The sequence below is a fragment of the Nonomuraea terrae genome, from assembly GCF_004348995.1.
Lineage (GTDB): Bacteria > Actinomycetota > Actinomycetes > Streptosporangiales > Streptosporangiaceae > Nonomuraea > Nonomuraea terrae.
In genome coordinates, this window is sequence record NZ_SMKQ01000020.1 from 20,819 (window position 1) to 46,412 (window position 25,594).

Here is a 25,594-nt window from a genome sequence, read left to right on the forward strand (position 1 = left end):
TAACAGCGCTTGAATATAGCGCTGTCACTCCAGCGGCTTGAGCTCCTCCAGGTAGTCGGCCAGCGGTTCGAGGCCCATGTCCGCGCGCCGCTGGTCCACCTGCGCCTCGTTCTCGATCTGCGTGCGCGGGCGCCACTCGCCCTCGGGCGTGGTCTCCCACTGCGTGCCGTACACCTGCGGCTTTCGCTCCGCCACCCGCACCCGGTCGACCAGGTACGCCAGCTCCGACCGGTCGGCGTCGCCCTTCTCCACCGCCTGCCGCATCAGCTCCAGGCCGCGGCGCTGCAGGTCGAGGTCGCGGTCGGCGTGCTGGACGAGCGCCCAGGCGGCCTGCGCCCCGTCCTTGCCGACCATGGCGTACCCCGGCCAGCCGTGCTCGTCGAGGATCTGACGCATGCGCTCGGTGTTGGTCTTCTCCACGCGGTCCCAGTCCTCCTGGGACGCCTCCAGCGTGCGGATCTCCTGGTCCGCCTTGAACATCCGCAGCAGTTCGGCCCGCAGCTCCGGGTTGTACGGGGAGTCGTCGCCACAGGCGACCAGCGTCAACGCGGCCAGCAGGCAGGCGAGCAGCGCGCGCATGACGTCACGCCACCTTGGTGTGCGGGACGCTCCAGGTGTTGCACGACCCGGGATCGGCCGTGGAGAATCCGCGCTTCACCCAGTGACGGATGGTGGCCGGCTTGCCGTACGACTCCTTCTCGCCCACGCTGTCGAGGAGGTCCACGAGGTGGTTCCAGTCCTTCGCGGTCCTGCCCTCCAGCGGCCACACGCTCTTGATGAAGGCGGCGGCCAGGCAGTTGGCCTGCAGGGTGCTGCGGCGGATCTGCTCCTGCAGCTCGGCCTTCTTGCCGTAGGGCAATTTCTCGAAGGCGGGGCCGATTTCGACGAGTTCCTGCACGTGATAGGCGTACACGTAGGAGGCCATGTCGATCAGCCACAGGTCATCGGGTTCGCTGAGCCACTCGCGCCCCATCTGGACGGCGATGGTGCCGTTGTCGGAGCAATACCAGGCCTGCGAATCCTCCTTTCCTATGTCCATGCCGCAGTACTTCTTCGGAATCCGGGTCATGTGCCGTACCTTCACCTTCTCGTACGGCAGGCCGGCGGCGGTGAGGTGCTGCTCCCAGGTCGTCTCCAGGCAGTCGATGACCGCGTCGAAGTAGGCGCGGGCCTTCTTGCGGTCGTTGCGCTTGACCGGCTTCTCCGCGCACGTGGTGGACGGCAGCGGGCCGGTCTCGTAGAGCGGGCTGGCGGTGAGCTTTTGATCTTTGACGGGGTATGTCGTAATTTCTGCGGAAGCAGTGCCGCCTAAAGGCGCGGCAAGAACGCCGGCTAAAGCTGCAATCAGGATAAGTTTCACGGATCGCGACAATAGGGCCTGGCAGGCGCTACGGCAATCCGCTTGACTAGCGACAAATACTGCTAGATCCAACTATGAAGATATTGAACCGCCACCAAGGGTACGGGTCGCTGCCACAAAGAAGATGAACGTATCCCCTCCCCCGCCGCGGCCCGGCTCCGTAGGATCGAGAATCTGATTGATCACGGGGTGACGCCTACCCTCGTGCACTTCCGCTGGAAACGCGACGAAGGGGAAATGACCATGGCAGACCGGCACCCGGCACTGGCCCGGCTCGACACCCTCCTCGGCCGCTGGACGGTGCGGCTCAAGGTGGACGGCGTCGGCACGAGCTGGACGGAGTTCTCCTGGCAGGACGACGGCCTGTTCCTGCACCAGCGCTCCGACGCCGAGATCCCGCCGTCCGCGCCGCCGGGCTGGCGCGAGAACGCGCCCTTCCCGGTCACCTCCGTGATCGGCCTCGACGACGCCTCGGAGCAGTTCACGATGATGTACGCCGACGCGCGCGGCGTCCACCGGGTGTACCAGATGACGCTGGCCGACGGGGTGTGGCGCATCTGGCGCCACGCTCCCGGCTTCAACCAGCGCTTCCACGGCACGTTCAGCCCTGGGGGGGACGCGATCGACGCGCGCTGGGAGATGTCGGAGGACGGCGAGACCTGGCGCGTGGACTTCGGGCTCACCTACACCCGCGACTGATCGTCGGCCATCCACCGTGGCCGGGCGCACTGACCTTAGACGGCCGCCGATCTCGTCGTCATTGCCGATCACGTCCCCCGATCACCTCCTACGAGATCGTGGTCATGTCCGCACCTCGAAACGGAGTGCGCCGCGCAACAGAGGGCGTGCCGCCAGGGCGACGAGCACCGCGGCGAGCACCCCGACGCCCGCCATGGCCACGGCCCTGGCAACCGCCCAACCCAGCCACTGAACTTGGTAGACGTCCACAACGGTCAGGACAACCACCGCGACTCCCGAGACGGCCGCCACCACGCAGACCGGCAACGCGGCCATGACCGCCTGCCGCACGAGCACCCCGCCCAGTGCCCGCTCCGGCACTCCGGAAGCGGCCAGCGCGGCGAACGAGCGGCGAAGGTCGATGAGTTCCTCCGCCTGGTGCACCACCAGGGCGGCCGCCGAGGTCACCAGGGCCACCAGGAGCGCGACGTCCACCAGCGCGTGGGCCTGGGAGTAGCCGACGCCGGCCTGCTGGGCCCCGGCCCCCGCGCCGAAGAAGACCGTCAGGCTCACCACGGACAGGGCCCTGGCCCACGCCCGCGGATCCGCCTCGACCAGCCGTGCGGCCAGCAGCGCCTCCGCCGACCGGGCCCGCCGACCGGCCCGGCGGGCGTACGCCCTGATCAGCCAGGTCGCGGCCAGGGTCACGCCGAGCAGCAGCAGTACCAGCCCGGCCGCCATGGCCACCACGGACCCGTACGCGCCGACGAGCGGGAAACGGCCCTTCATCACGGCTCCGAGAATGAAGAGCCCGACGCCCACCGCGAAGAGGAGCAGGTCGCGCACACTCGGCCCCCGCACGCGTGCACGGCGGTCCACTCCCAGCGGCGAGGCGACGACGTGTCGTCCGGCGCGTGCCCCCGACATGACCCCGCCGAGCGTCACCAAAGCCACGACCACCGGCACCTGCGGCAGCGGCCCGGCGAGATGGGTGAGCACGTAGAGCGCGCCACCGCCCAGCGACCCGCCCACTGCCAGCAGGCCTCCTTCCAGGGCGCCCAGCCGCCGCACGTCACCCGGCGTCGCCCCCGCGAGCCGCAGGGCTGCCAGCCGCCGCTCCCTGGTGGCCGAGGCCAGCCGGTTGGCCTGATGGACCAGGCCCGCGACCGGCACGGCCAGCAGGGCCAGGCCCAGCCCCGTCAGCGAGCCGCCCTCGTCCCGGTGGTCCGCCAGGCTGACGGCCGTGCAGACCAGGAACGTCGCCACCGCCGCGCCTGCGGCGACCAGCCGGGCGCGTACCCGCTCGGCCCGCGAGCGTCCCCTGTTCAACATCCGCAGCACGGCGATCATCGGTCCACCCCTGCCAGCACCGCACCGTCGCGCAAGGCGATCTCCCGGTCGGCGTAGGCGGCCACCCGGTTGTCGTGGGTGACCAGAACGACGGCGGTGTGGCTGGTGCGGGCCGCGCCGAGCAGCGCGCTCATCACCTGCTCACCGCCGAGCGTGTCCAGTGCTCCGGTGGGTTCGTCGGCGAAGACCACGCGCGGACCGGTCACCAGCGCCCGAGCGACGGCCACCCGCTGCCGCTGTCCTCCGGACAGCTCGCCGGTGCGCTGGTCGGCACAATCGGACACCTCCAGCCGGCCTAGCCACTCCGCCGCGACGGTCATCGCCTCCTGCCTGCCGTGCCGATTGAACAGCAGCGGCAGCGCGACGTTCTCGACCGCGGTCAGCTCGGGCACCAGCTCACCGAACTGGAAGACGACACCGAAGCTCTCGCGCCGCAGTCTGGTCAACTCCGCCTCGGGCAGTGTGTCGATCCGCCTGCCGTCTAGGACGACCTCGCCGGACTCCGGCCGGACGACCCCGGCCAGGCAGTGCAGCAACGTCGACTTGCCCGCGCCGCTCGGCCCCGTGATGGCGACGATCTCGCCCTCCGCGATCTCCAGGGAGACGCCGGTCAGCGCCCTGGTCCGGCCGAACGACTTGCCCAGGCCCCTGGCCTCAAGCATTGCTGACCTCCCTCATCCGCGCGAGCGCGGTCTCGATCCAGCGCAGGTCGGCGTCAAGGTGCTGGAGCGCGTAGTCGGCCGCCAGCACCCGGGCGGGCGCGCCGGACGCCTTCTCGGCGGTCAGCTCCCGCATGCGGGCCAGGTGCGCCTCGCGTTGCCGCAGGAGATAGCCGTCGGCGGCCTTCCCCGCTACGGCGACCCGGGCGAACAAGGGGCTGGCGACGTACGGCGCCGACGGCTCGACGGTGTTCAGCCACCGCTCCAGTTCCGCCCGGCCGCTGTCGGTGATCGCGTACACGGTCCGCTCGGGGCCGCCCTCCTGCTGCGTCTCGGCCACCTCCGCTAGACCGTCGCGTTCCAGGCGTTGCAGCGTGGCATAGACCTGCCCGTACGCCAGCGGTTTGGCGCCGGCGAGACGGTGGTCGTGCTCCTTCTTGAGCTCGTAACCGTGCTTCGGGCGCTCGACGAGGAGGCCGAGCAGCACATGACCGGTTGACATGCGCCGACTATACACTCAATGAATAGTCGGGCAACCGTCACGAGCATCACCACGTTGAGCCCGGCGTGCCGGTCCGGCAAAGAGCGGAGGTTCGCCCCTTGTGTGCGGGTCCTAGGGTGGCCGGGTGGACATCATCGAGACCCCGCTGCTCACCCTCGTCCCCCTGCGTCCTGAGCACGCTGACGAGATGGCCGAGGTGCTGTCGGACCCCGCCCTGCACACGTTCACGGGCGGGGCCCCGCTCACCGCGCCGGAGCTGCGGGCCCGCTACGAGCGACTGGTCGCCGGGCCGCCCGGCTGGCGCAACTGGGTGATCCGGGTGCGCGCGGAGGACCGGCTGGCCGGATATGTGCAGGCCACGATCGATGATCGTACCGCCGAGGTGGCCTGGGTCGTCGGGACGCCGTGGCAGGGGCGCGGGCTGGCCACCGCCGCCGCCAAGGCCCTGGTCGAACGGCTCATGGACGAGGGGATCGGCACGGTCGTCGCCCACATCCACCCCTCCCACGCCGCCTCGGCGGGCGTCGCCGCGGCGGCCGGCCTGCGTCGCACGGACCGGTGGCAGGACGGCGAGGTGCGCTGGGAACGCACGACCTGACCGGTTGTAACGGGAAAAGTCGCTATATGGGAGTGCCGGGCGCACGGTAGCCTCCTGGCCTGTGACCACGCACGATCATCTCGCCGCCGTCGACGACCTGGTGGCGCTGCCGTTCCCGGAGGAGAGCCGTCTCGAGGACGACCTCTCCAGCGGGCCGGGCCACCACCTGCGCGTCCTGGAGGCCAGCCGGGACTTCTGGGACGCCGACCTGGACGTCGTCGAGGAGGCCTACGAGGAGATCGAGACCTCTCTCCGCGGCCTGGCCGCCGCCCTCTCGGCCCGCTGGGGCGACCCCCGGCCCGTCGACCTGGGGCCGTACCTGGAGGGTGAGGGGCCGGAGCCGATGTCGGCGCTGTCCATGGTGGCCGGCTCGATGCTGGTGTGGCAGCGACCGGGCACGGACAGGTGGCTGGCCCTGGCGATCGGCCAGGCCGACCGCGAGTTCCCCGTCGAGCTCATCGCCGCGGTCGGCACCACCCCTCTGACCACCCCGCCCACCGGCCCAGCCTGACCACGGCCGGCCGAGCAGCCGCCGCTCTCGGCCGTGCTCACCGGCGATACGGGCCGCCCTTGGTGGGTTACGGCGGCGGGCGCGGCCTGGGCGGCTGGGAGGACCGCTTCGGCGTGCGCGTGGTCGCGGTCGGCGCCGACACGCTGCACCTCAGCGTCGCGGCCCCACCGGCGACCCCTGAGCACGCGTCGCGGGTGACGGCCGAACGCTTCACCCTTCCGCGCGGACACCCTCCAGCAGGGCGCCGCCTCCACGCTCAAGGAGTACGCCAAGACTCTCGCGGGCGTGAACACGTGGTCGTTCTGGTGGATTGATCACCCGCCCGGCCGGAATCGGGTCGCCAGCCACGCGGCCACCGGGTACGCGATCACACCACTGCACAGCAGCAGTGCGAGCCGGGTGACGAACGGCGACTCCAGCGCGACCCACCACGTCACGATCAGCACAGGCACGGCCAGCAGGGCGACCGGCCAAGCCGGGCGGACCCCCACGCAACGCAGCAGCGGCCAGGCGAGGACGACCGCGACCCAGCGCCCGGCATCCCAGACCAGCTCCATCGCCGCCGCCAACTGGCCCAGGCATCCGGTGTAGTGGCCGCAGTACCGGTCCTCGGGATACAGCCGCGCCGTCACGAACGCCGCGACCACCAGGAGGGTCGCCAGAGCCAGCCCCGCCAGACCCGCCGCGAAGAGCCGCCGGCCGCCCTGCGTGGAATCACCCATTCCCGCATGGTGACGCCCCGCCATACCAGGACGAACACGGCTTCGCATCGGTAAATGATCAGGAAACGGCTCCGGCGCCCGGCAGGAAGCGGCCGGAGCGCAGGTCGAAGGGGCGGCCGTTCTCCGCGACGAGGGCACCACGCAGGTAGGTGCGGACGACCCGCCCGGTGACCTCGCGCCCGTGGTACGGCGTCCAGCCCGCCTTGGAGATCACGTCCTCGTTGCGCAGCGTACGGCGGGCCTGCGGGTCCACCAGGACGAGGTCGGCGTCCGCGCCCGCCGCCAGCCGGCCCTTGCGCGGCCACAGCCCGTAGATCCTGGCGGGCCGCTCGGCGTAGACGGCGGCCACGTCCTCGTACGCCAGGTGCCCGCGGGCGGCGGCGTCCAGCAGCAGGGCCATGGTGCTGTCCAGGCCCGGCAGGCCGAAGTGCACGTTCCAGATGTCACCGGCCCGCTTCTGCTCCAGCGTGGAGGGGGCGTGGTCGGTCGACATGTGGGTCAGCGTGCCCTCGCGCAGCAGCCGCCACATGTGCGCCTCGTCCTGCGCCGTCCTGGCCCGCGCCGGCGGGGTGAACTTGCGCAGCGCGCCCTCGCTGAGGGCCTCGTCCTCGCGCAGCAGGAAGTACTGCGGGCAGGACTCGGCGGACAGCTGCGCGCCGCGCGCCCGTTCGGCGGCCACGTACGAGGCGACCTCGGGGTGGCTGACATGCGCGACGACGGCCCGCGCCCCGGCGCGGCGGACCAGCAGCGCGGCGACCGCGGCGGCCACCAGCTCGGCGTCGCGGTTGCGCCAGTCGATCAGGATGCCGCCGTCGTCGCGGCCCTCCTCGCGCAGCAGCCGTTCGGCGTGCTCGGTCAGCGACTCGTCCTCGCAGTGCATCAGGCTGACCCCGCCGACGCGCGCGGAGGCCGACAAATGCGCCTTCAGCGCCGCCGCGTCGTGGCCGGGCACGCCGTGCGTGGTGCAAGTGAACAGCTTGAAGAACGTCACGCCCGCCGCCCACAGGCCGGGCAGCTCGCCGGTCTCGCCCGGCCAGGCGTGCGCGGCCAGCCCGTAGTCGACCGACGACCGGCCCTCAAGGTAGCGTCGCTTCTCCTCCAGGTCGGCCGCCGTACGCACCGGTCGGCCGTGGGCGTGCTCGACGATCGTGGTGACGCCCGAGGCCGCGGCGGCGGCGGTGCCGGTCGGGAAGTCCTCGCGCTCGGTGCTGCCGGGGTCCATCAGGTGGACGTGGGTGTCCACGCCGCCGGGCAGCACCAGCAGGCCGGAGGCGTCCACGACCTCCGCGGCGGCCGGACGGCCGGGGCCGACGTGGCCGATCACGCCGTCCTGGACGGCGACGTTCGCCCGCCGCCGTCCTTCGGGGGTCACCACGGTGCCGCCCTCGATGAGCAGGTCGATCATGAGTACCTGAGTTCCTCTGTGCCGGCGAACCAGTCGAACGGCTGGTCCGCAGTGTTGACGATCATGCTCTGGGCGCGGGTGTACGAGCGGTAGGCGTCCAGGCCGTTCTCCGAGCCGATGCCGCTGTCCTTGGTGCCGCCCCACGGCGAGGCCGGGTCGATGCGGTGGTGGTCGTTGATCCACACGATGCCGATGTCCAGCCGTTCGGTGACCCGCAGCGCGCGGGCCACGTCGCGGGTCCACACCGAGGCGGCCAGCCCGAACGGCGAGTCGTTCGCCTTGGCCACCGCGTCGTCCTCGTCGTCGAACGGCGTGGCCACGACGACCGGGCCGAAGACCTCGTCGTACCAGATGTCGCAGTCGGGAGTGACGTCCGCGAGCACGGTCGGCTCGTAGAACCAGCCGGGACCGTCGGGCGCGCGCCCGCCGCACAGGACCGTCGCGCCCTGGGCGCGGGCCTGGTCGACCGCCTCGGCGACCTTGGCCCGCTGTGCCCGCGAGACGAGCGGCCCGATCTGCGTCGCGGGGTCGAGCGGGTCGCCGAGGCGCAGCGCCCCGGTCCGCTCGGCGAGCGCGGCGATGATCTCGTCGTAGCGGTCGCGGTGCACCAGCAGCCGGGCGCCCTGCACGCACGTCTGCCCGGTGGCGATGAACGACGCGAATAGCGCGCCGGCCACCGCCTGCTCCGGGTCGGCGTCGGGGAAGACGACGACCGGCGCCTTGCCGCCCAGCTCGGCGGTGACCGGGATCAGCGCACGGCCGGCGTTCGCGGCGATCACCCGGCCGGTCTCCGTGCCGCCGGTGATGTCGAGCTTGTGCAGGCCGCGGTGCTCCGACAGCGCACGGCCGGTGGTGGCGCCGAGGCCTGTCACCACGTTGACGACTCCGGCGGGCACGCCCGCCTCCTCCAGCAGCACCGCGAGCTCACGCGGCACGACGGGCCCCAGCTCGCTCGGTTTGATCACCAGTGAGTTGCCCGCGGCGAGCGCTGCCGAGAGCTTCTTCATGGTGATGAGCAGCGGGTGGTTCCACGGCGTGATCAGGCCGGCCACGCCGAGCGGGTGTCGGCGCACCACGTTCAGGTAACCGGGGCCGAAGTCGGGCACGCTGCCCTCGGCGGTCTGCGCGACCGCGCCGAAGTACTCCAGCCACTCCGGCAGCCGGGCCAGCTGCGCCCGCATCTCCCGGACAGGGCGGCCGATCTGCAGCGTCTCCAGCCGGGCGTAGTCGGCGACGCGCCCGGCCAGCAGCTCCGCCGCCCGGTTCAGCACGCGGGCGCGGTGCCGGACCGGCATGCCGCGCCAGCGCCCGTCGTCGAACGCCTGCCTCGCCGCGCTCACCGCAGCGTCCACGTCGGCGGGCGTGGCGTGCGCGACCTCGTACAGCAGGTCGCCGGTGGCGGGGTTGCGCACCTCGAACGTGCCGCCGTCGGCCGCCTGGCGGTCCTCGCCGCCGATGCGCAGCGGCACCAGGTCACTCATCGGGATCCTCCTTCAGCGCGTAGAGCCGTTCGGCGTTGCGGTGGGCGATGTCGGGGTGTGCCACCTCCAGGGGGCCGCCGCCCATGTCGAACGGCATGTCGGTGCCGTACATGACGCGGTCCGCGCCCACCAGGTCGATCAGCCAGCCGGTCGCCGCGCTGCTGTGGGTCAGCGTGTCGTAGTGGAAGCGCCGCAGGTAGGCGCTGGGCTGTTCACGGCACCCCTGGGTCTCGGGCCTGACCCGCCGCCCGTGGTCGAGCCGCCCGATCTGGTACGGCAGATGCCCGCCGCCGTGCACCAGCACCAGGTCGAGCTCGGGCAGCGCGTCGAGCGTGCCGGAGAAGATCAGCCGGGACGCGCACAGCGCCGTCTGCCACGGGTTGCCCTGCAGGTTCGTCAGGTAGTAGTCGTCCAGCCCTGGCGTGGAGCCGACGTAGTAGGGGTGGATGGTGAGCGGCAGCCGCAGCTCCTGGGCGGCGGCGAGCACCGGCCGCAGCGCGGCGTCGTCGAGCGGTGTGCCCTCGACGTGCGGGCCGATCTGCGCGCCGCGCAGGCCCAGGGTGGCGCAGCGGCGCAGCTCGGCCACGGCGGCGCCGGGGTCGCTCATCGGCAGCGTGGCCAGACCGGCGAACCGCTCGGGCGCCTGAGCGACCATGCCGGCCACGGCGTCGTTGACCGCGCGCGCCGCGTCCACCCCTTCGTCGCTCCAGTAGAGGAACAGCGGCGGCGCGGGCGACAGCACGGCGAGGTCGATGCCCAGGGCGTCCATGTCCGCCAGGCGCGCCTCGACGTCGTGGAACGACGCGGACAGCGGATAGCGGTAGCCCTGCCGGTGGACGACCCACTCGGCGCCGTCCACCCGTTCGGTGCGGATTCCGTCGGGAGCGTCGCCCGCCCTGGCGGCGGTGACGAGGGCGGGTGGGAAGACGTGCGCGTGGACGTCGATCGTTCTCATAGGGCGGCGAGTACCTCCTCGGTCGTGGCGACCCAGCCGAACGCCTGGCGGATCACCCGCAGCGCGGCGTCGTGCAGAGCCGGGTCCATCGTGTCGACGCACTCCTCGACCACCACCGGCGCATAGTCGCGGGAGTTGGCCGCGACGGTGGTGGCCAGCACGCAGCTGTTGGTGTTGACCCCGGTGAGCAGCAGCGTCTTCGCGCCCAGCGCGCGCAGCGCGTGGTCGAGGTCGGTGGCCGCGAAGCAGTCGTAGCGTTTCTTGGTGTCGACGACCAGGTCGTACGCGGGGTCGTACACCTCCGGCATCAGCCCCAGGGCGGGCACCTGGTGGCGCAGGACGTTCGCCCGCGTCGCGTCGGTGCCGGCCACGGCCGCCCACCACGGGTTCGTGGCGATCTCCGCCACCGACCGGTAGGAGGTGACGACGTGCACGACCGGCACTCCCCTGCTCCTGACCGCGGCCAGCAGCCGCGCGTTGGCCTTCGTGACCCGCTCGGCCGTCGCCGCGGGCAGCGGCATGGTGGCCACCTCGGGGTCGAGGTGGCCGCGGTGCAGGTCGATGGTGACGACGGCGGTGCTGCCGCGGTCGAGTACGGGCAGGCTCATCGGGCGCTCTCCTTCGGGTGCGGGCGGCGCTCGATCCGGCCGGTGGGCAGCACGTAGTCGACGTGGTCCGCGGCGGGCAGGCCCTTGGTCCGGTCGAGCAGCCAGTCCGCCGCGTACGTCACCCAGTTCGGCCCGAGCGCCACCGACGGGGTGGGCAGCGAGAGGGCGTGCCGGCCCTGCTGGTAGACCAGCATCGGCGCGGGCGCGGGTGAGCGGCGGGCCAGGTCGTAGCTGTGCTCCATGGGCGACAGCTCGTCCTCGTCGCCGGCGACGACCAGCCACGGCACGCTCATGTTCGGCATCAGCGGGCGCAGGTCGATCTCCTGCGCCATCCGGTCGAACGCCTCCTCGTCGTGCTCCAGCCCCGACATCCACATGTAGCGGGCCTTGAAGCTGGGCGAGCCCATCTCGAAGATCATGTGGCAGCCGGGCTCGTGGCACACCAGCCCGACCGCCGCGCCGCGCAGCCCGGGCTGGGTGGCGGCGATCTGCGACATCCAGTACGAGCCGAACGACAGCCCGAAGCCGACGATCCGGTCGTCGTCCACCTCGGCCCGGTCGCGGCACCACGCCATGATCTTCTCGCCGGCCTCGATCCACGCGGTCGGCGTGAACTTCACCCCGCGGATCGGCGCCTCGCCCTGCCCCGGGCCGTCGAAGGCGAGGACGGCGAAGCCGCGCTGGAGGAACTTGTCGCCGTAGAGGTTGACGTTCAGCTCCTTGGCCGCGTCCATGCCGCCGCAGGAGATGACGGTGGGCAGCGGACCCCCGACGTATCCGGGCGGCAGGTGGAACCAGGCCGGGATGTACGACTCGCCGAACGGGATCTCGACCCGCTCCACCCGGTGGTCGGCGAGCCGGCCGTAGGCGGCGTAGCAGGCGTTCTTGCGGTCGTCCAGCTCGACGAGTGCCGGGGTGTCCTCCCAGACGGGCCATTCGGCGGTGGCGTACAGCAGGGCGGCGTGGAAGTAGTGCTCGCGGGCGGTGACGTCGCGGCCGTCGCGTTCGGCCTCCTCCGCGAGGCGGTGGCGCCGTTCGGCCAGCTCGGTGAAGACCGGCGTCATGTCGGCGAACTTGTGGATGCGCGACTGCGCGACCTGGAAGTCGGCGGTCGCGTCCACCCCCATCGGCCGCAGCGTGTACGCCACCCGCGGCTGGTCCCACTCGAGGCCGTCGGTGCGCAGGATCGAGTCGATCAGCCAGCGCTGCTCGTGCCAGCGCTTCGGCCCGGACTTCTTGACCATCAGTGAACCTCCACCCTGCGGGCGTTGCTGAACTGGGAGACGTCGACGAAGAGCAGCGCGACGACGCCGGCGAGCGGGAGCACGGCGAGCTGCCAGAGCCCGGCGCCGCCCCAGCCGGTCGACTCGACCAGCGCCGAGAACAGGTACCCGGCGATGGCCGCAGGGACGTAGAAGCTCGCGACGTAGAGGCCGGAGGCGCGGCCGATCATGATCGGGCGCACGGCGCGCTGCATGGAGGAGTAGATGTTGACGAACAGGAAGCCGCTGGCGATGGCCCCCTCGGCGAACGACAGGAAGATCTGCCACCCGGCCGTGGTGGGCCCGTTGAACAGCAGGTAGCCGACCACGGAGCCGGCCAGCAGCGCGACGATCATCACGGTGCGCTGGTTCAGGCGGTCGCCGAGCCAGCCGGCGGGCAGGCCCGCCAGGGCGCCGATGCCGAACATGCTGACCGCCAGCCCCGCGTCGCCGGTCGACAGGCCGAGCTCCTCCTGCAGGTAGGTCGGGTAGAGGCCGAGGTAGCCGTACATCGCCAGGCCGACGACGACGGCCGTCACCGCGAGCAGCACGATGTTCTTGTTGAGCAGGGCGGCGGGCACGTGGTCGTAGCTGCGGGGCGTCGCCTCCCCGGGGCCGCCGTCGCGCTGCTCGGTGAACGTCTTCTTGATGGCCACCAGGATGAGCAGCGCGAAGCCGAAGCCGATCGCCCCGTAGACCCAGAACGGCGTGCGCCATTCGCCGGTGGCGGTCGTCATGTTGGCCCCGAGCAACGGGCCGAAGAAGCTGCCCAGGCCGTAGGCGAAGTTGAGGCTGCCGAGGGCGAGCGCGCGGTTGGCGAAGAAGTAGGCGCCGACGGCGGAGAAGAGGGCGGCGTTCTGCATCGCCTCGCCGACGCCGGACAGGGCGCGGTAGGCGAACATGTCGAAGAAGCCCACCGAAACCGCGGTCAGCACGGTGAACGCCGAGTAGATGACGATCCCGAGCAGCATGACCGCCTTGCGGGAGAGCCGGTCGAGCAGGTAGCCGGTCGGCACGCCCGCGAGGCCGATGCCGAGGGTGAAGATCGTGGCGAGCAGGCCGCCCTGGCCGAGGGAGAAGCCGAATTCCTCGCGGATGTGGGGGACCAGGACAGAGAAGACCTGCCGGTCCATGGCGTTGATGACGTAGGAGCCGGCCAGGACGATCAAGCTGACGATGGCGACCGACTTGGTCAGCCGTAGGGCGCCGCTCTGCCCCTCCTGTGGTTTCCGGGCTGTTGTTTCGGACACGTTACCTCGCCCTTCCTGAACACTTCCCCCCCGTGCTATTGATGTTGCATCCTATAAAATGCATGATGCAACACGTCAAGACGAAGGAACCCGCAGAATGAGCAGACCCCCCGTGGCCCTCGCCTCGCTCGGAGGCACGATCACGATGACCGGCAACGGCGACGGCGGGGTGCGGCCCTCGCTCACGGCCGCCGACCTGGTCTCCGCGGTCCCGGGGCTCGCCGACGCGGCCGACCTGACCGTGACGACCCTGGCCACCTCGCCGGGGGCCTCGCTCGGCGCCGCCGACCTGCGCCGCTGCCTCACATGGGCGTGCGACTCGGTACGGACGGGGGCCGCCGGGGCCGTCATCGTCCAGGGCACCGACACCATCGAGGAGACGGCGTACTTCCTGGACCTGCACTGGGACCGTGACGAGCCGCTGGTCGTGACCGGCGCCATGCGCAACCCGGCGACGCCGGGCGCCGACGGCCCGGCCAACCTGTACGCCGCGGTCGCCACCGCCGCCGACCCCGCCTCCCGCGGCCTCGGCGCGCTCGTCGTGCTGAACGACACCGTGCACGCCGCCCACCGGGTGCGGAAGACGCACACCAGCGCCCTGCAGGCGTTCGCCTCGCCCGGTTTCGGCGCGCTCGGCCACGTCGCCGAGCGCCGCGTCCGCTACGGCAACCCCGTCGCGCGGCACCGGCCGCTGCCGCTGCCGCCGGAGGACCGGCCCCGTCCCCGTGTCGCCTTGGTGGAGACCTGCTTCGACGACGACGGCGGCCTGCTCGCGTACGCGGCGGCCGAGTACGACGGCGTCGTGCTGGCCGGGTTCGGCGTGGGACACGTGCCGGCCGCCCTGGCCGAGACCGTCTCGGCCGCGCGCGTCCCCGTGGTGCTGGCCAGCCGCACCGGTGCGGGCAGCACGGCCAGCCGGACCTATGGTTTCCCCGGGTCCGAGCGCGACCTCATCGCGCGCGGGGCGATCCCCGCCGGGTTCCTCGACGCCCGCAAGTCCCGCGTCCTGCTCGGCTCGCTGCTCGCGCTCGGCGTGCCGGAGGAGCGGCTGCGGGCGGAGTTCGCGGCGCGCGGAGCAGGGGCGCCAGGCCCTACAGTCGGATGCGAATCCGGATAGAGGAGGAACAGTGGCGCTTGGCAGGTTCGCGACAGCCAACCGGTCGCGCACCGCGCACGAGTACGTCCTGACCACGCTGCGCTCGGCGATCCTCGGCGGCACGCTCAAGGGCGGCACCCGGCTGGTGCAGGCCGAGCTGGCCGCCGAGCTGGGCGTCAGCACGACTCCCGTCCGCGAGGCGCTGCGCGACCTCGCCACCGAGGGCCTGGTCGTCATGGACCCGCACAAGGGCGCCGTGGTGCGACCGCTCGACATCGCCGAGGTGCGCGAGATCTACGAGCTGCGCATGACGCTGGAGCCGCTCATGGTGCGGCGGATGATCGCCTCCGTCGGCGACGCCCACCTCGCCGAGGCCGAGCAGCTCCAGCAGGCCATGGAGACCGAGACCGACCTGGGGGCGTGGGTCGACCTCAACCGCCGCTTCCACGCGATCTTCAGCGAGCTGGAGGACGGCAGCCGGCTGGCGGGCATCCTGGCCGGGCTGCGCGACAGCGCGGCCCCGTACATCAGCCTCTCCCTGGAGGCGCGCCCGCTGCAGGTGCCCGAGGCCAACGCCGAGCACAAGCAGCTGATCGCGCTCTACCGCGAGGGCGACGAGGCCGCGATCATCGAGCTGACGCTGCAACACCTGGCCTCCACCCTCGCGGCCATCGAGCAGGCCCACGAGGCCGGCCTGATCGGCTGACGATCTCGCGGGGCCCCCTGACCGATGGCAGGGTCGTCGAGAGGCGGGGGAGGTCTTTGCCCGCGGTTCGACGCCGGCGGGACGCGGCAGCATTGCCCGTTCCACCACTAAACTTGGGCTATTTAAGGTCCTGAACCGTTCGCGTTCGACAAAGGCAGGTGCCGCGCCATGACCGCATCCCCGACCACCGCCGAGGAGTTGCGCGGCGCCGGCCTGCGGGTGACGGCCGCCCGGGTCGCACTGCTGGAGACCGTACGCGACGGCGACCACCTCGACGCCGAGACGATCGCCTCCGGCGTGCGCGACCGCGTGGGCCACGTCTCGCTCCAGGCCGTCTACGAGGCCCTGCACGCGCTCACCGCGGCCCGGCTCGTGCGCCGCATCGAACCGGCCGGCAGCCCGGCCCGCTACGAGCGCCGCGTCGGCGACAACCACCACCACCTGGTGTGCCGCGACTGCGGGGCGGTCAAGGACGTCGACTGCGCCGTCGGGCAGCCGGGCTGCCTGGAGCCGGTCGACGACGGCGGCTACCTGGTCGACGAGGCCGACGTCACGTTCTGGGGCCTGTGCCCGCGGTGCCGCCGGAAATGAGAGGTCCGGGCCGGCCGGCCCGGACCTCTCATTCGATCAGACCAGGTCGAACCGGTCGAGGTTCATGACCTTGACCCACGCCTCGACGAAGTCGTTCACGAACTTCTCCACGGCGTCGTCGCTCGCGTAGACCTCGGCGAGCGCGCGCAGCTCGGAGTTCGACCCGAAGAGCAGGTCGGCCCGGGTGCCGGTCCACTTCACCTCGCCGGTGGAGGCGTCGCGGGCCTCGAACGTGGTCGCGTCCGCCGAGGTCGCCTTCCACTCGATGCCCAGGTCGAGCAGGTTGACGAAGAAGTCGTTCGTCAACCGGCCGGGGGCCTCGGTGAAGGCGCCGTGCGGCGACTGCTTGTAGTTCGCGCCCAGGACGCGCAGGCCGCCGACGAGCACCGTCATCTCGGGGGCGCTCAGGGTCAGCAGGTTGGCCCGGTCGAGCAGGAGGTACTCCGCCGGCAGGCGGTGGCCCTTGCCGACGTAGTTGCGGAAGCCGTCCGCGGTCGGCTCCAGCGCCGCGAACGACTCGACGTCCGTCTCGTCCTGCGCGGCGTCCACGCGGCCCGGCGTGAACGGCACCGCGACGGAGTAGCCGGCGTCCTTGGCCGCCTGCTCGACGGCCGCGCTGCCGGCCAGCACGATCAGGTCGGCCAGCGAGACCTGCTTGCCGCCGGTCTGGGCGGCGTTGAAGGACTGCTGGATGCCCTCGAGGGTGCGCAGCACCGTGCGGAGCTGGTCGGGGTCGTTGACCTCCCACCCGTTCTGCGGCTCCAGGCGGATGCGGGCGCCGTTGGCGCCGCCGCGCTTGTCGCTGCCGCGGAACGTCGAGGCCGACGCCCACGCGGTCGACACGAGCTGCGACACCGTCAGACCCGAGGCCAGGATCTGGGCCTTGAGCGCGGCGACGTCGTCGGCGTCGATGAGCTCGTAAGTCCGCTCGGGCAGCGGGTCCTGCCACAGCAGCACCTCGTTCGGGACCTCGGGGCCGAGGTAGCGCACGACCGGGCCCATGTCGCGGTGGGTCAGCTTGAACCACGCGCGGGCGAAGGCGTCGGCGAGCTCCTCGGGGTTGTCCTTGAAGCGCCGCGAGATCTGGTCGTAGATCGGGTCCATGCGCAGCGCGAGGTCGGTCGTGAGCATCGTCGGAGCGTGGCTCTTCGACGGGTCGTGCGCGTCGGGCACGGTGCCGGCGCCGGCGCCGTCCTTCGGCGTCCACTGCCACGCGCCGGCGGGGCTCTTGGTGAGCTCCCACTCGTAGGCGTAGAGGTTCTCGAAGAAGCCGTTGCTCCACCGGGTCGGGGTGGAGGTCCAGATGCCCTCCAGGCCGCTGGTGATCGTGTCGCCGCCCTTGCCGGTGCCGAAGCTGTTGCGCCAGCCGAAGCCCTGCTCCTCGATCGGGGCGGCCTCGGGGTCGGGGCCGACGTGGTCGGACGGGCCCGCGCCGTGGGTCTTGCCGAACGTGTGACCGCCCGCGATCAGGGCGACCGTCTCCTCGTCGTTCATCGCCATCCGGCGGAACGTCTCACGGATGTCGCGGGCCGCGGCCAGCGGGTCGGGGGTGCCGTTCGGGCCCTCGGGGTTGACGTAGATGAGGCCCATCTGGACCGCGGCGAGCGGGTTCTCCAGCTCCCGGTCACCGCTGTAGCGCTGGTCGCCCAGCCAGGTGGTCTCGGGGCCCCAGTAGACGTCCTCCTCCGACTCCCAGACGTCCTCACGGCCGCCGGCGTAGCCGAAGGTCTTGAAGCCCATCGTCTCCAGGGCGACGTTGCCGGCCAGGATCATGAGGTCGGCCCAGGAGATGTTCTTGCCGTACTTCTTCTTGACCGGCCAGAGCAGGCGGCGCGCCTTGTCCAGGTTGCCGTTGTCGGGCCAGCTGTTGAGCGGCGCGAACCGCTGCTGCCCGGCCCCAGCGCCACCGCGCCCGTCACTGATCCGGTACGTGCCCGCGCTGTGCCACGCCATCCGGATCATGAACGGGCCGTAGTGGCCGAAGTCGGCCGGCCACCAGTCCTGCGAGGTCGTCATGACCTCCGCGAGGTCCCGCTTCACCGCCGCGAGGTCGAGGCTCTTGAACGCCTCGGCGTAGTCGAAGTCCTCGCCGAACGGGTTCGCCACGGCCGGGTTCTTGGCGAGGATCTTCAGGTTGAGCCGTTCCGGCCACCACTGACGGTTCCCTCCGCCCTGCGTCGGGTGCAGTGCGCGCCCGTGCGCGACCGGGCAGCCACCTGCCTCCTCCGGCTTCGGGTCTGTGACGATCGCCTCATGGTTCTCGGACATGGAATCCTTCCGTATTCAGGGGTACACGCAGCTCAGGCACTGCTGGTGGTGGAACAGTCGGAGCACAGGCCCCAGTAGACGACCTCGGCCTCGTCGATGGTGAACCCTTGGTCGTCGGCCGCGGTCAAGCAGGGCGCGTGGCCGACCGCGCAGTCGACGTCGGCGACCACACCGCACGACCGGCATACGACGTGGTGGTGGTTGTCGCCGACACGCGACTCGTAACGAGCCACCGAGCCGGAGGGCTGGATGCGCCGCACCAGGCCCGAGGCCGTCAGCGTGTGCAGCGAGTCGTACACGGCCTGGTGCGACACCTCGGGCAGCTCACGGCGCACCTCACGGATGATCGAATCCGTGTCGGCGTGCGGCAGTGCGTGCACCGCACTCAGCACCGCCACCCGAGGACGGGTCACCCGTAAAGCGGCCCCGCGCAACATCTGCTGGTAGTCCGAGGTCGTGGCCACGGCCCAAAGACTGTCCCACTTTCTGGAACCAGTCAAGATACGACCCGAGGAACGACGAGTGACGTGTTCGCCGTGACTGTTCCGCCGAGAAGCTCCGCCCCGATGGAAGGGTCAGCGCAGGGGATCGAAGTCCCGCAGTTCGAAGGGCTGCTTGCCGGTGGTGATCTGCTCGGCGAGCAGCCTCCCGGTGGCCGGGCCGTGGGCCAGGCCCCACATGCCGTGCCCGCCGGCCACGTAGATCCCGGGGGTGTTCGTCGCGCCGACCAGCGGCCGTCCGTCGGGGGTGACGGGCCGGGGGCCGACCCAGGCGTCGGTGCGCTCCTCCCAGCGCACGCCGTCCAGCAGCGGCCGCGCGGAGCCGATGACGGCCTCCATCCGGGCGGGGACGAACGGGTCGTCAGGGCCGCGGAACTCCATCGTGCCCGCCACCCGCAGCCCGCCCTGGTACGGCGTGCACGCGACCCGCACGTCCGGCAGGTAGATCGGGCCGGGCACGGGACGGTCGACCGGCACGGTGAAGGAGTAGCCGCGCCCGGCCCGCACCGGCACCCGCACACCCCACCGGCGGGCCAGCCGCGGCAGCCACGCCCCGGTGGCCAGCACCACGGCGTCGGCCGACAGGGTGGTGCCCTTGCGGGAGAGCACGATGGCCTTCCTGCCGTCGGTGCGCACGTCGTCCACCTCGAAGGCGTAGACGGTCGCGCCGCGGGACATGACGGCCCTGCCCAGGGCGTGGACGAAGCCGCCGGGGTCGACGTAGCGCTGGCCGTCGATCCGCACGCCCGTCCGCAGCGCGCCGGAGGCCAGCGGCACGTGCTCGGCCAGCCGGTCGCCGTCCAGCACGGTGTGCTCGACGTGCTGCCCGGCCTCGGCCAGCCGGCGCAGCTCGCGCAGCAGCCCCTCGGCCTGGCGCGGCGTGCGGAAGGCCGCCGTGATCGGCGCCTGCTCGATCGGCGCGGCCACGCCGCCCGCGGCGAGCACCTCGTACGCCCCGACGCTGTCCTCGTTGAGCGGCAGGTTGGCGCGGACGGCACGGGTCCACGACGGCCAGCGGCAGTTGGCGGCGAAGCGCGCCAGGAACGCCCACAACCCCGGGTCGACGCTCGCCGGGACGTGCAGCGGCGCGGACGGGCTCAGCAGCGAGCGCAGCCCGTACCGCAGGACGGAGGGCTCGTTCAGCGGGATGGCCAGCGCGGGGGCGATCCATCCGGCGTTGCCCCAGGACGCCCCCGCCGCCACGCCGCCGCGGTCGACCACGTCGACCTTGACCCCGCGTTCCTGCAGGAACCACGCGGTGGACAGCCCCACGATGCCCGCGCCGACCACGACCACCGATCGCGGCCATTCACCGATGCCCATGCCCGACCTCCCGAAATACGACATTCCACGCCAAGGATGGCCCCCACGGCGTCACAGGCCGCTGTACGGAACCGACAATCGCCGCGCCGATCTTGTACGCCGGCTACACCTCGTACGCCGCCAGCGTGATGATCATGGCCAGGCGTTTGCGGGCGTCGTCCAGGTCCAGCGGGGTGACCTCGGCCATCTTGCGCATCCGGTTGCGGACGGTGTTGGGGTGCACGCCGAGCCGTTCGGCGGCCACGGCGAGGTCGCCCTGGGCCTCCAGCCAGGCGCGCAGCGTGGCCACGAAGTGGGTGGCGTGGCGGACGTCGTGCCGGCGCAGCTCGCTGACCGGGCTGCGCGCGGGGGTCCGTCCCGCCCGGGCGGCGGCGCGCAGCCGCCGCAGCAGGATGTCGTCCCACGACTCGTCGTAGGCGGGCGGCGCGGCGGCGCGCGGGCCGGCCTCGTGCAGGGCCAGGGACTCGTCGGCCTCACGCGGCCCGGCCTCGTGCAGGGCGAGGCACTCGTCGGCCTCCTGACGCCCGGCAGGCAGCTCGGCCGTCGCGGCGGGGGCGCTGATCCCGGCCGTGATCCCCACCTGCGGCGGCAGCCCGGCCCGCAGGGCCGCCACCCATTCCCGCGCCGCGTCCGCCTGCTCGACGGGCAGGATCGTGTAGAGCGTGGTGCCCAGCAGGGCGCTGCGCCCCGGCCTGGACCAGCCGAAGCCGTCGGTGGCCCGCTCGAACGCCAGCAACAGGGCGGCCTGCTCGTCGGCGTGGGCGCGGACGGCGACCACCCGCATGGCGCGCGGGGCCAGCCCGAGCTGGCTGAGCACCGTCGCGGCGTCCGGCGTGCCCTCCAGCAGGCGCACGACCAGATCCGACTCCACCTGCCGCTCCAGGTCCGCGCTCGCCCGCGAGCGCAGCAGGTGCAGCGCCACCGTACGGGCGCCGTCGGCCAGCGCGCGCAGTCGTGCCCCGGTCAGCGGGCGGTCGCAGGTCACCCAGACCGAGCCCAGAAGCTCGCGGCCGGCGCGTACCGCCACCGCCATCCGCCCGGTCAGGCCGTTGCCGGCGTCCGGCTCGACGAACACCGGCTCGTCGCTCGCCTCCAGCCGGGCGAACACCCCGCGCGCCCGGAACAGCTCGTGCAGCCGGTCGGGGACCTGCCGGACGAGGATCGTCTCCAGCCGTGCCGGGTCGCCGGCCTGCTGCGAACGCGAGTAGGCCAGCACCCGCGACAGCCCGTCCTCGATGGTCACCGCGCCGCCGATCAGGTCGGCCAGGGCGTCGGCCAGCGCGAACAGGTCCGTCGGGCCCCGCCCCGCCGCCGTCTCGCGCCCTTCCAGCACCAGGCCGTACACCACGCCCGCCAGCTGGCTCCACGACACCGACGGATCGGCGAGCAGCACGGCCGGGCCCTGGTCGTCGAGGGCCGAAGGGGCCTGCCCGCGTACGACGACCACGGCGGCCCGCGCGGCCACGGCCCACCGCACCGCCTCGGCCACCGAGCAGGCCCCGACGGCGAGCAGCACGTCGCCCGTGACCCGGTCGTCGCCCGGATCCGGCATGGCGACGCTGCGCAGCCGTACCGAGCGGGTCTCCGGCCGGCCGCACAGGCGCACGCCGTACCCGCCGAGCACGTTGACCAGCCGATCCAATGTGATCATGAACAGCTCCCGTGAAGGGGAGCCCGGCCCGGGCTCCCCCGTGGACTCCGCTAGGCGGCTTCGGCGTGGCGCTGGCAGCCGATGCAGTAGCGGGCCAGCGGCCGGATCTTGAGCCGTTCGAACGGGATGCCGGCCTCGCAGCGGGCGCAGCGGCCGTACGTGCCCGCCTCGATCCGCTCCAGCGCCTGGGTGAGCTCGGCGATGGCGCGGTCGGCGGCGGTGAGCGTGACGAGCAGTTCCTGCCAGGTGTCGTCGGCCCCGCTGCCGTCCTCCGCCTCGGCGCGCAGGCCGAGCACGTGACGGCTGCGGCGCTCCAGCTGCTCCTGCAGGTCCTGCCGTAGCGTCTGCAGCTGCACGCTGCTGAGGTGCGAGGTTCCCCTGGTCTCGGTCATGGTGAAACGTCCTTTCTGGAAGGGATGAAGACGCTGACGTGGCAGCTCAACGGCCGAGCGCGACGCCGGCCGCCGGGTCCGGCAGCAGGCACAGGCGCATCAGGCCGCGGACGGTGGCGTACTGCGGCTCTTGCGCCGCTTCGACCCGCACGCGCAGCGCGGCGTGCAGACGGCGCAACAGCTCCGCCTGCCGGGCGCCGCCACCGGTGACGACCAGCCCGCGCGCACGCACCGCCGGTCGCAGGTGCTCGGGCAGCCGGCGCACCAGCCCGGCGGTCATCTCGACGACGCCCTCCAGCGCGTACGGCGGCAGCCCGGCGCGGGTGGTGACCTCCAGCTGGAGCGCGGCGGCGTCGGCGATGACGCCGTCACGGATGGCGGCGGCCTCGACGACGCCGGCGCCCACGTCCAGCAGCAGGCAGGGCGCGGTGACGTCCAGGCCGGCGCCGACGGCCGCGGCCAGCGGCTCGTCCACCAGCGTCACCGCGCACCCGGCGGCCTCGGACACCGCGGCGCGCACGGCCCGGCGGTCGCTGCGCGTCGCCGCGACCGGCACCCCGGCCAGCACGCGTTCGAGCGCCCGGCCGCCGGCCACCCCGGTGTCGCGCAGCGCCAGGCGCACCAGCCGCAGGCAGGCCGCCGGGTCGGCGACCATGCCGTGGCGGAGGGGACGCACCGGGTCCGTTCCGCCGACCGCCGAGGGTCGTTCGACGATGGCGTTCCCGTCGGACGACAGCGAGCGGGTGCGCGCGGTCCCGAGGTCGAGCGCCACCAGCCCGCCGGGCAGCACGGCCGCGTGCGGCGGGGCGGCGGCGAGCTGGTCGTACAGCACTGATCTGAAATCGGCCATGATCGGCTCCTAGCTTGCGCCGGTGAGAGCGGGCCGCCCCTTTCCGGGCAGGGGCGCCCGCGGCGACGTCCATGGCCGTGGGCACGCACGGCCAGGCCTCACGGCACGCAGGCCGGAGGCGTCGCGGAGGTGAAGGCGTCGGCTAGGTGAGCGGCGGGCTGCGCGAGCCCGCCGTGCGATGCCCGAGTTGCTGGGGATCGCGGATCGCGTCCGTGTCGGCACCCGGGGAGGTCAGCAGCGCCAGATGGGCGTGCTCGCCCTGCCGGTCACCGCGCAGCGGCGGCCACAACGACAGCACGTGGTGCTCGCGGACGCTGGTGGCCTGCGGCGGCAGGCTCGTCAGGCCCGCGTCGGACGCACCCGCGGTCCAGGCCGGGCTCGAAGAGGTGCCCGCCGGGTGGGCCGGAGCTGCGTCGTTCCACACCGGGGAGAGGCCGAACAGGAGCAGGGACAGCAGAATGAGGCCCATCGCGCCGGTGAACGCGATGGACCCTCGTGGTGTTCTCCACGACCCCGCCATAGGCCCGACCATAACCCAGACCTAGGGAAAAGGCATGCCTGCCCGTTTCCGGCGCGCGTCCCTCGACGGTCAACGCCGCAGGGCCCGGGCCGTCGGGGTGCCCTTGTCCGGCGTGTACGCGGCGACGGGCCCCTCATACAGGATCGTCCCGCCGTGTTTGCCCGGCCCAGGCCCCAGGTCGACGAGCCAGTCGGCGTGGCGTACGACGTCGAGGTCGTGCTCGATCACCACCACGGTGTGCCCCTGCTCGACCAGCGTGTCCAGCACGTGGAGCAGGGTGCCGATGTCGCTCGGGTGCAGGCCCGTGGTGGGCTCGTCCAGCAGGTACGTGGTGGGTTGTTCACTGTCGCGCAGCTCCTTGGCGATCTTCAGGCGCTGGCACTCGCCTCCGGAGAGCGTGGTGAGCGACTGGCCGAGCCGCAGATAGCCGAGGCCGACCTCCGACAGGTGGCGCAGCGCCGCGGCGATGCCCTGATCGGGCAGCCGCCGCCTGGCCTCGTCCACGGAGAGCGCGTCGATGTCGGCGATGGACAGGCCCTCGACGGTGTACGCGAGCACCTCGGGCGTGAAGCGCCGCCCCTGGCAGGCTTCGCAGACGACCTCCTGCCCGTCCATGAACGCCAGGTCGGTGTGGACGATGCCGAGGCCGGCGCACTCCGGGCAGGCCCCTTCCGAGTTCGCGCTGAACAGGGCGGCCGGGACGCCGTTGCGCCGGGCGAACACCTTCCTGACGGCCGGCGCGATGCCGGTGTAGGTGATGGGCGTGGACCGGCGGTTGGTGCTGACCGGCCGCTGGTCGATGACGGTGACGTCGTGCTGCTCGACCAGCTCGGCGGCGAGACTCGACTTACCCGACCCCGCGACGCCGGTCAGGACGGTCATCACCCCTACGGGCACGTCCACGGTGACGCGCCGCAGGTTGTTGCGGCTCGCCTCGGCGATCCTGATCGCCCCCTTCGCCGTACGCGGGGTCCGCGCGGCGCGTCCTGGCCGGGCGAGCACGCGGCCGGTGTGGGTGCGGGCGCGCCGCAGCTCCTCGAAGCCGCCCTGGAAGACCAGCCGCCCCCCGTCGGCCCCGGCGCCGGGGCCGATCTCGATGACCTGGTCGGCGACGGCCATCACGGCCGGGTCGTGCTCGACGACGAGGACGCTGTTGCCGCTGTCGCACAGCCGCCGCAGCAGCCGGGTCACGGATTCGACGTCGGTGGCGTGCAGCCCGACGGTGGGCTCGTCGAACACGTAGATCATCTCGGTGAGGCTGGAGCCGAGCCGTTTCACGATCTTGACGCGCTGCGACTCGCCGCCCGACAGCGTCGTGGTCGCCCGCGCCAGGGTGAGGTAGCCGAGCCCGATGGCGTCCATGGCGTCGAGCCTGGCGACCAGCGCGCCCACCACGGGGGCGACCCGTGGCGCGTCGATGCCCCGGACGAGCGCGGCGAGCTCGGTGACCTCCATGCGCGACATCTCGCCGATCGTGCGCCCCAGCACGGTGGCGGAGCGGGAGCGCTCGTTGAGCCGGTCTCCACGGCAGTCCGGGCACACCTGCGACCTGGTGAACCGGCGGATCGTCTCCTGCTTGCGTTCGGAGACGTTGTCGGAGGTGTGCAGGTAGATGCGTACGAATCGCTCGACGACGCCCTCGTAGTCCTTGGGCGGCCTGCGCCCCAGCCGCGCCGCCGCCGTGCCGCCGTGGAGCAGGGCGTCCCGCTCCTCCTGGCTCCATTCGTGCAGCGGCGTGTCGGGGCTGAAGGTGCCGATGTCGGCGTACTGGGAGTACCAGTAGCCTCCGTCGCCGAAGCCCGGCAGCAGGATCGCGCCCTGCTTGAGCGACCTGTCCAGGTCGAGGAACCTGTCGACGGCCGGGGCCACGACATCGCCGAGCCCCGAGCACGTCGGGCACATCCCGGCCGGGTCGTTGAAGGAGAAATGGTTGGACTCGCCCACGTGGGGCTCGCCGATCCGGGAGTACAGCAGCCGCAGGTACGTCCAGGCGTCGGTGACCGTGCCGACCGTGGAGCGGGCGTTGCCGCCGATGCGCCGCTGGTCGATCACGACCACCGGCGAGAGCCCCTCGATGTGCTCCACGTCAGGACGCGACCACTTCGGCAGCCGGTTCCTGACGAACGGCGGGAAAGTGTCGTTGAGCTGGTAACCCGCCTCCGCCGCGATCGTGTCGAAGACCAGCGACGACTTGCCCGACCCCGACAGGCCCGCGAACACCACGAGCCGGTTGCGGGGGATCTCCACGTCCAGGCCGCGGAGGTTGTTCGTACGGGCGCCCCTGATGCGGATGCTGCGGTTCATGCTCCCGAACGTACGACGAGATGTGGCCGGATCCTGACCGCATCTCTGCGCA

The 25,594-nt window shown here is 72.3% G+C and carries 27 protein-coding genes; 7 read left to right on the forward strand and 20 right to left on the reverse strand.

Annotated features, from left to right (window positions below; translation table 11 throughout):
- Window positions 1-24: 24 nt before the first annotated feature.
- A complete protein-coding gene (locus E1286_RS10210; RefSeq protein ID WP_223189789.1) occupies window positions 25-579 on the reverse strand; it encodes a DUF6624 domain-containing protein in 555 nt (184 codons plus the stop codon).
- A 4-nt stretch (window positions 580-583) separates the two neighbouring features.
- On the reverse strand, window positions 584-1,360 hold the full coding sequence (locus tag E1286_RS10215) for a neutral zinc metallopeptidase (protein WP_132611053.1): 777 nt from the start codon (window positions 1,358-1,360) through the stop codon (window positions 584-586).
- A gap of 237 nt (window positions 1,361-1,597) precedes the next feature.
- Between E1286_RS10215 and E1286_RS10220 the strand changes: the two genes are divergently transcribed.
- Window positions 1,598-2,059: a hypothetical protein gene (locus E1286_RS10220; protein ID WP_132611055.1), complete on the forward strand. Its 462-nt coding sequence runs from the start codon at window positions 1,598-1,600 to the stop codon at window positions 2,057-2,059.
- A gap of 102 nt (window positions 2,060-2,161) precedes the next feature.
- Here E1286_RS10220 and E1286_RS10225 read toward each other — a convergent pair whose 3' ends face one another.
- The 3 genes from E1286_RS10225 to E1286_RS10235 are packed head-to-tail and all read right to left on the reverse strand — an operon-like array spanning window position 2,162 to window position 4,549.
- Window positions 2,162-3,388: a hypothetical protein gene (locus E1286_RS10225; protein WP_132611057.1), complete on the reverse strand. Its 1,227-nt coding sequence runs from the start codon at window positions 3,386-3,388 to the stop codon at window positions 2,162-2,164.
- Entirely contained in the window at window positions 3,385-4,050 is a 666-nt protein-coding gene (locus tag E1286_RS10230; RefSeq protein WP_132611059.1) for an ABC transporter ATP-binding protein, read from the reverse strand. Before E1286_RS10230 ends, E1286_RS10225 begins: the two co-directional genes overlap by 4 nt.
- The gene (locus E1286_RS10235) at window positions 4,043-4,549 is read right to left on the reverse strand and encodes a PadR family transcriptional regulator (protein WP_132611061.1); all 507 of its coding nucleotides are present in this window, start codon (window positions 4,547-4,549) and stop codon (window positions 4,043-4,045) included. Before E1286_RS10235 ends, E1286_RS10230 begins: the two co-directional genes overlap by 8 nt.
- 124 nt (window positions 4,550-4,673) lie before the next feature.
- On the opposite strand from E1286_RS10235, the gene E1286_RS10240 reads away from it, so the two are divergent.
- The 3 genes from E1286_RS10240 to E1286_RS50075 all read left to right on the forward strand — a co-directional run bounded on the left by E1286_RS10240 (window position 4,674) and on the right by E1286_RS50075 (window position 5,972).
- Window positions 4,674-5,147 (forward strand): GNAT family N-acetyltransferase, encoded by a 474-nt coding sequence (locus E1286_RS10240; protein WP_132611063.1) that lies wholly within the window; start codon window positions 4,674-4,676, stop codon window positions 5,145-5,147.
- A gap of 61 nt (window positions 5,148-5,208) precedes the next feature.
- A complete protein-coding gene (locus E1286_RS10245; protein WP_132611065.1) occupies window positions 5,209-5,658 on the forward strand; it encodes a hypothetical protein in 450 nt (149 codons plus the stop codon).
- A gap of 119 nt (window positions 5,659-5,777) precedes the next feature.
- Window positions 5,778-5,972: a DUF4253 domain-containing protein gene (locus E1286_RS50075; protein WP_246074687.1), complete on the forward strand. Its 195-nt coding sequence runs from the start codon at window positions 5,778-5,780 to the stop codon at window positions 5,970-5,972.
- Here the strand turns inward: E1286_RS50075 and E1286_RS47745 are convergent, their stop codons facing one another.
- Genes E1286_RS47745 through E1286_RS10280 form a run of 7 tightly spaced genes read right to left on the reverse strand, consistent with a single transcriptional unit; the run spans window position 5,973 to window position 13,341 of the window.
- Window positions 5,973-6,380, reverse strand: coding sequence for a hypothetical protein (locus tag E1286_RS47745; protein WP_165969675.1), 408 nt, complete (start codon window positions 6,378-6,380; stop codon window positions 5,973-5,975). It lies immediately after the preceding gene.
- Window positions 6,381-6,438: 58 nt separating this feature from the next.
- On the reverse strand, window positions 6,439-7,785 hold the full coding sequence (locus tag E1286_RS10255) for a dihydroorotase (RefSeq protein ID WP_132611067.1): 1,347 nt from the start codon (window positions 7,783-7,785) through the stop codon (window positions 6,439-6,441).
- Window positions 7,782-9,266 carry an aldehyde dehydrogenase gene (locus E1286_RS10260; protein WP_132611069.1) on the reverse strand — a complete coding sequence of 495 codons (1,485 nt, stop codon included), beginning with the start codon at window positions 9,264-9,266 and terminating at the stop codon, window positions 7,782-7,784. Before E1286_RS10260 ends, E1286_RS10255 begins: the two co-directional genes overlap by 4 nt.
- The gene (locus E1286_RS10265; RefSeq protein WP_132611071.1) at window positions 9,259-10,221 is read right to left on the reverse strand and encodes an amidohydrolase family protein; all 963 of its coding nucleotides are present in this window, start codon (window positions 10,219-10,221) and stop codon (window positions 9,259-9,261) included. Before E1286_RS10265 ends, E1286_RS10260 begins: the two co-directional genes overlap by 8 nt.
- Window positions 10,218-10,829 (reverse strand): cysteine hydrolase family protein, encoded by a 612-nt coding sequence (locus E1286_RS10270; protein WP_132611073.1) that lies wholly within the window; start codon window positions 10,827-10,829, stop codon window positions 10,218-10,220. The genes E1286_RS10265 and E1286_RS10270 overlap by 4 nt, the downstream gene beginning before the upstream one ends.
- Window positions 10,826-12,073 (reverse strand): alpha/beta hydrolase family protein, encoded by a 1,248-nt coding sequence (locus E1286_RS10275; RefSeq protein ID WP_132611075.1) that lies wholly within the window; start codon window positions 12,071-12,073, stop codon window positions 10,826-10,828. Before E1286_RS10275 ends, E1286_RS10270 begins: the two co-directional genes overlap by 4 nt.
- Window positions 12,073-13,341, reverse strand: a complete 1,269-nt coding sequence (locus tag E1286_RS10280; protein WP_132611077.1) for an MFS transporter — start codon at window positions 13,339-13,341, stop codon at window positions 12,073-12,075. Before E1286_RS10280 ends, E1286_RS10275 begins: the two co-directional genes overlap by 1 nt.
- Before the next feature lie 97 nt (window positions 13,342-13,438).
- Here E1286_RS10280 and E1286_RS10285 point away from each other — a divergent pair, with 97 nt between their 5' ends.
- The 3 genes from E1286_RS10285 to E1286_RS10295 all read left to right on the forward strand — a co-directional run bounded on the left by E1286_RS10285 (window position 13,439) and on the right by E1286_RS10295 (window position 15,734).
- Entirely contained in the window at window positions 13,439-14,458 is a 1,020-nt protein-coding gene (locus E1286_RS10285; protein WP_132611079.1) for an asparaginase, read from the forward strand.
- Between the two features lie 10 nt (window positions 14,459-14,468).
- Complete coding sequence (locus E1286_RS10290) at window positions 14,469-15,143, forward strand: GntR family transcriptional regulator (RefSeq protein WP_132611081.1); 675 nt, start codon at window positions 14,469-14,471, stop codon at window positions 15,141-15,143.
- A 168-nt stretch (window positions 15,144-15,311) separates the two neighbouring features.
- Entirely contained in the window at window positions 15,312-15,734 is a 423-nt protein-coding gene (locus E1286_RS10295) for a Fur family transcriptional regulator (protein WP_132611083.1), read from the forward strand.
- Between the two features lie 36 nt (window positions 15,735-15,770).
- Here the strand turns inward: E1286_RS10295 and katG are convergent, their stop codons facing one another.
- The 8 genes from katG to E1286_RS10335 form a co-directional block, all read right to left on the reverse strand.
- Window positions 15,771-18,002 (reverse strand): catalase/peroxidase HPI, encoded by a 2,232-nt coding sequence (gene katG / locus E1286_RS10300; protein ID WP_132611085.1) that lies wholly within the window; start codon window positions 18,000-18,002, stop codon window positions 15,771-15,773.
- A gap of 32 nt (window positions 18,003-18,034) precedes the next feature.
- A complete protein-coding gene (locus E1286_RS10305) occupies window positions 18,035-18,439 on the reverse strand; it encodes a Fur family transcriptional regulator (RefSeq protein WP_281282650.1) in 405 nt (134 codons plus the stop codon).
- A gap of 138 nt (window positions 18,440-18,577) precedes the next feature.
- Window positions 18,578-19,825 carry an NAD(P)/FAD-dependent oxidoreductase gene (locus E1286_RS10310; RefSeq protein ID WP_132611087.1) on the reverse strand — a complete coding sequence of 416 codons (1,248 nt, stop codon included), beginning with the start codon at window positions 19,823-19,825 and terminating at the stop codon, window positions 18,578-18,580.
- Window positions 19,826-19,928: 103 nt separating this feature from the next.
- The gene (locus E1286_RS10315) at window positions 19,929-21,476 is read right to left on the reverse strand and encodes a PucR family transcriptional regulator (RefSeq protein WP_132611089.1); all 1,548 of its coding nucleotides are present in this window, start codon (window positions 21,474-21,476) and stop codon (window positions 19,929-19,931) included.
- Window positions 21,477-21,526: 50 nt separating this feature from the next.
- Entirely contained in the window at window positions 21,527-21,868 is a 342-nt protein-coding gene (locus E1286_RS10320; protein ID WP_132611091.1) for a TraR/DksA family transcriptional regulator, read from the reverse strand.
- Between the two features lie 46 nt (window positions 21,869-21,914).
- Window positions 21,915-22,718: a rod shape-determining protein gene (locus E1286_RS10325; protein ID WP_132611093.1), complete on the reverse strand. Its 804-nt coding sequence runs from the start codon at window positions 22,716-22,718 to the stop codon at window positions 21,915-21,917.
- 142 nt (window positions 22,719-22,860) lie between these two features.
- Window positions 22,861-23,238 carry a hypothetical protein gene (locus E1286_RS10330; protein ID WP_132611095.1) on the reverse strand — a complete coding sequence of 126 codons (378 nt, stop codon included), beginning with the start codon at window positions 23,236-23,238 and terminating at the stop codon, window positions 22,861-22,863.
- A 69-nt stretch (window positions 23,239-23,307) separates the two neighbouring features.
- On the reverse strand, window positions 23,308-25,542 hold the full coding sequence (locus tag E1286_RS10335) for an ATP-binding cassette domain-containing protein (RefSeq protein ID WP_132611097.1): 2,235 nt from the start codon (window positions 25,540-25,542) through the stop codon (window positions 23,308-23,310).
- Between the last annotated feature and the right edge of the window lie 52 nt (window positions 25,543-25,594).